The 4,334-nt window shown below is 37.8% G+C and carries 2 protein-coding genes and 2 pseudogenes; 3 read left to right on the forward strand and 1 reads right to left on the reverse strand.

Annotated elements, in window-relative coordinates:
- Positions 1-150: 150 nt before the first annotated feature.
- From ACFOU2_RS07045 to ACFOU2_RS07055, 3 genes and pseudogenes are all read left to right on the forward strand, one after another.
- Positions 151-531, forward strand: a complete 381-nt coding sequence (locus ACFOU2_RS07045; protein ID WP_377913647.1) for a YxiJ family protein — start codon at positions 151-153, stop codon at positions 529-531.
- A gap of 645 nt (positions 532-1,176) precedes the next feature.
- Positions 1,177-2,451 (forward strand): annotated as a pseudogene (ltrA, locus tag ACFOU2_RS07050) (group II intron reverse transcriptase/maturase).
- Between the two features lie 255 nt (positions 2,452-2,706).
- Complete coding sequence (locus ACFOU2_RS07055) at positions 2,707-3,543, forward strand: RMD1 family protein (RefSeq protein WP_377913645.1); 837 nt, start codon at positions 2,707-2,709, stop codon at positions 3,541-3,543.
- 151 nt (positions 3,544-3,694) lie between these two features.
- Here the strand turns inward: ACFOU2_RS07055 and ACFOU2_RS07060 are convergent.
- A pseudogene (locus tag ACFOU2_RS07060) lies at positions 3,695-4,334 on the reverse strand (IS6 family transposase); the annotation flags it as partial.

Here is a 4,334-nt window from a genome sequence, read left to right on the forward strand (position 1 = left end):
CTGCTTTTTCTGTTTTTTCGTATTAGACTATCAGAAGAAATAGTTGGAGAATGGAGATTGCTGTGGCAAACTCTTTCTTCTTCAACTAAAGGGGCAGTTCAGTTGAAGAAAGGGTGGTAAAATGAAATATGGTCAAGATAACTTTATTTGGTGGTGTTTAACATAGATAAAGTGCGTATTTATGAACAATTGAAAATGTTGGAGAAAACCTTATATAACCCCTTTCCTTATGATGATACTGACAAAATACAAGATGATTTCAATAAGGAACTTTCCGAAGAGGATTGTTTAACGGGTGATTTGAATAGTTATTGGATGAATATTGATGGAAGTTTAATTTATGTTCTGAGAGGACGTTCAAAAAGAATTCCCCAAGGTCAGATAGATTGGCTTCATTTATCTTTCTTTGATATTTTTCATCAATATCGCTTTATGGAAGAAAAGATGGCAGATTATCCAACGTTTTATGAAGAGTATATGAATTTTGAAAAAGTACGAAAATTATTATTAGATTACTTATCTTATAACTAGTCCTTATTTCGCTAACGGATGGCAAGAGTTTGGGAAGAAGATTTGCTATGGCAACTCCTCTTTTCATTGTGCTAAAAGAGTGATATGGGTTGAAGGAAGAAAATATTTGGGAGTATGTAGCAGGGTTAACCTTGCTTTTTTTATGTGTGCCAGGCATGGCAACTATCTAGGTGGTGAAAGTCCACTGTGGGGGTACACATCAACCAACCACTAAGGAAGCGCAAGGTACTTATCGTGAGGTAAGGGCTGGAGGAAGCGTGGAATAAAATCTTGGCTCGACGAACAGAAATCTGATACTAAGGCTCTATAAAGGGATGAGGCTCCATAACAAGTCAAAGTCCAATAAGATGTGCGTAACTTTGTAGAGTAAATCAGGCGAGTAAAAGAGGAAAGGTAGTTGTCTTACCCTGGGAGGTCTTGCGGATGTACAGGAGTACAGTCGGAAAAGGTTAGTCGCAAGAAGTCAGCAGAAGCCATAGTAATGAAATTAAATCATGAAGGGCCGAACAATTTATAGTGTTTCAACGCCACGAATGCGTAAGTGACGTACTCCGAATGTGTTAATGGTGAAAATATGAGCGTATCTCAAAGGAGAACCAAAACTGGGGCTATCACTTACTACGTGAGAGGAAAGGAGAAACGAGTGTGGAACTTTTAGAACAGATTCTAAGTAATCAAAATATGAATGAAGCCTACTTGCGTGTCTATAAAAATAAAGGTGCAAGTGGAGTCGATGGAGTAACAGTCGACGAACTAAAGTAATATCTGAAAGAGAACAAAGATGAACTGCGTCAGCGCATCAGAACAAGAAAATACCAACCACAAGCTGCCTTAAGAGTGGAAATCCCAAAAGAGAATGGAAAGATGCGCAAATTGGGAATACCAACAGTAGTGGATAGAGTAGTTCAACAAGCCATTCACCAAATACTCAGTCCGATATTTGAAAAGCAGTTCAGTGAATTCAATTATGGCTTTAGACCAAAGAGAAGTTGTGAGATGGCAATTATAAAAAGCTTGGAATTTCTGAATGATGGACACGATTGGGTAGTGGACATTGACCTTGAAAGATTCTTCGATACAGTTCACCACGATAAACTCATGCGAATCATATCTAACACAATAAATGATGGAGACGTCATTTCTCTAATAAGAAAGTACTTAGTCAGTGGGGTTATGGTGAATGGGAAATATGAAGAAACACCAGTCGGGACCCCGCAAGGAGGCAACCTCAGCCCTCTGTTGAGTAATATTATGTTGAACGAACTGGATAAGGAACTAGAAAGTAGAGGACTCCAATTTGTGAGATACGCTGATGACGCTCTTATCTTTGTGAAGAGCGAGAAAGCAGCGAACAGGGTGATGAAATCAATCGTGAGATTTATAGAAGAGAAATTAGGGTTGATAGTCAATGCAGAAAAGAGTAAAGTCTCTCGCCCAAAAGATTTGAAATTCTTAGGATTTGGATATTATTACGATTCTAAAAATAAGAGATATCAAGTAAAACCACACCCAATTTCAGTACAGAAATTTCAAAGAAAGCTTCGACAACTGACAAAGCGAAACTGGAGTGTTCCGTTAGACTACCGAATTTTGAAACTAAAACAAGTTATATTCGGGTGGGTAAATTACTTCAGAATCGCAAACATGAAAGAAGCGACGAAACGAATAGATAAGAAGCTACGCTCAAGAATCAGGGCAATCATCTGGAAGCAATGGAAGGTACCTAGGAAACAAATCAAATCGCTAATTCAACTAGGGATTCCGGAGGAAGAAGCGAAAGGATTAACCTTCTGTCGAAAAGGCTACCGATATATTGGATTATCGAAGGTTGTTCAAAGAGCCATTTCAAACAAAAGACTAAAGCAGAGAGGAATACCTTCTGCTTTAGAACACTACCTAAAAGTACACACTGTAATATAAATTGAAACGCCGTATACGGATCCGTACGTACGGTGTTGTAAGAGGGGCGAAAATAAATCAACTTATTTTCCCTCTACTCGATTGAAATTATCCTTCAACTATACTTCTATAAGAAAAGCCGCCAAAAATGGCAGCTCCTTCAACTCTTACAGTGGTTTACGTACTTTCATATAAAATGTTAAATAATTATATTGATTTATTAAAAAAAATGGAATTAAATGAAAGAATGAACAATCTGTGAAAGGAGTAATAAAAATGGAGGAATTTTCTCTTAGAGCATTTGCAATCACAAATGAAATTGATTTAAACAGAATCGCTCAACAATGCGGTATCCCCAAAAAATTCACCTGGGAAGAACCTTTAATACTGAAAAATGGCATCCTTCAATCCATTCTAGGTAAAGAAGTGGAGGAAACGAAGAGTGTGCTCGTTTTTTCCTTTGGAAGTGTCGTCTTTATTAATCACTCGGATGATAATGAGATGAATGTGTTTTTTAGCTACCTTCAATCTTTTGAGCCTGAAATTGACCTTCATAGCGTACGTAGGTATACGGACGATTATAGCCTTCATATCAGTGGAACTGCAAATCTTGAACTGACCGATGAATATGTAATTGTACCCGAATATGAGGTTTTTTATCCTGAATTAATTTCTACTGTCCTCGCAAAATCGGTAGCACTTGAGAAAACAGAGGAACAATTAGGTGCCATTCAAGACAGGCTCGAAAACATGATTGATCGCCTTGAAAAAGGAAAGCTAAGAATAGGGGATAAAGAACTGGCAAGAACAACCGCTAAAATTCTACGTCACGACTATAACACCCTAGCTTATATCATGATTTTGGATAAGCCTGATATCACCTGGACGAACAGTAATGCCAACGAATTTTACGACAGAATGTTGAATTTTTTTGAATTGAATGATCGGCATATAATTTTGAAAAGCAAAACGGAAACTTTGTATAACATAATTGACGGTTTTTCCACTATTAGCCACTCTATCCGAGGACTGTTTGTGGAATGGATTGTCGTCATACTCATTATGATCGAAATCTCTTTAACTCTTTTAGAAATTGCGGGATGGATCCCGTGATATCTTATATATTTAATTTGTCCATACATAAAAAAAGCACTCATAGTTGAGTGCTTTAACAGTTTTCCTTTTTTAGATACACATAAAGGGGTTCTGGTGCAAAGATGATTTCAAAAAAACATAGGGCATGAATTTCCTGCTAACTTACGGATTATGATGCGATGCCAAACAGTTTATCAATGAATTCTTTTCGATTTTGGGCAGACCTCACCCCTTGGTGAACTTGCCCTTTTTTCATCATATGCACGGCTTCAATGCCACGTACTATTGAAGTAGCAGTTTCATACGTTTTGAATCCCAGCATGGAGCGTACTCTTTTCTTAATGAAACGATGATCTTGTTCTACGATATTATTGAGATATTTCACTTATCTCATTTGGATGCCTTCAGGCATCTTTTGCTCATCTTTTAGCTGTTGAATGGCTACAGGATACGCTGGATTTTTATCGACGGTTATGACACGAGGCTTAGAAACATGAAAAGACCGCAAAGCTTTCTTGAAGAAGCACTTTGCAGCCTTTTGGTCTCTTGTTTTGCTTAAGTAAAAGTCAAGGGTATTTCCTTCGGAATCCACTGCACGATACAGATACGTCCATTGACCTTTTACTTTGATATACGTTTCGTCCACTCTCCATGAATCATTTGTACGTTTTAGATGACGACGAAGTCGCTTGTCTAATTCAGGACTATACTGATGAACCCAACGCATAATTGTCGTGTGAGCCATCGATAAGCCTCGTTCCTCCATCATTTCCACAAGATTACGGAAACTCAAGTTGTACTGTAGGTAC

The organism is Bacillus songklensis (genome assembly GCF_042649685.1).
Classification (GTDB): Bacteria; Bacillota; Bacilli; order Bacillales; family Bacillaceae_H; genus Bacillus_BA; species Bacillus_BA songklensis.

Coding starts and splice junctions, on each gene's coding strand:
- ACFOU2_RS07055 (WP_377913645.1), top strand. CDS start 2,707: ATGGAGGAATTTTCTCTTAGAGCATTTGCAATCACAAATGAAATTGAT.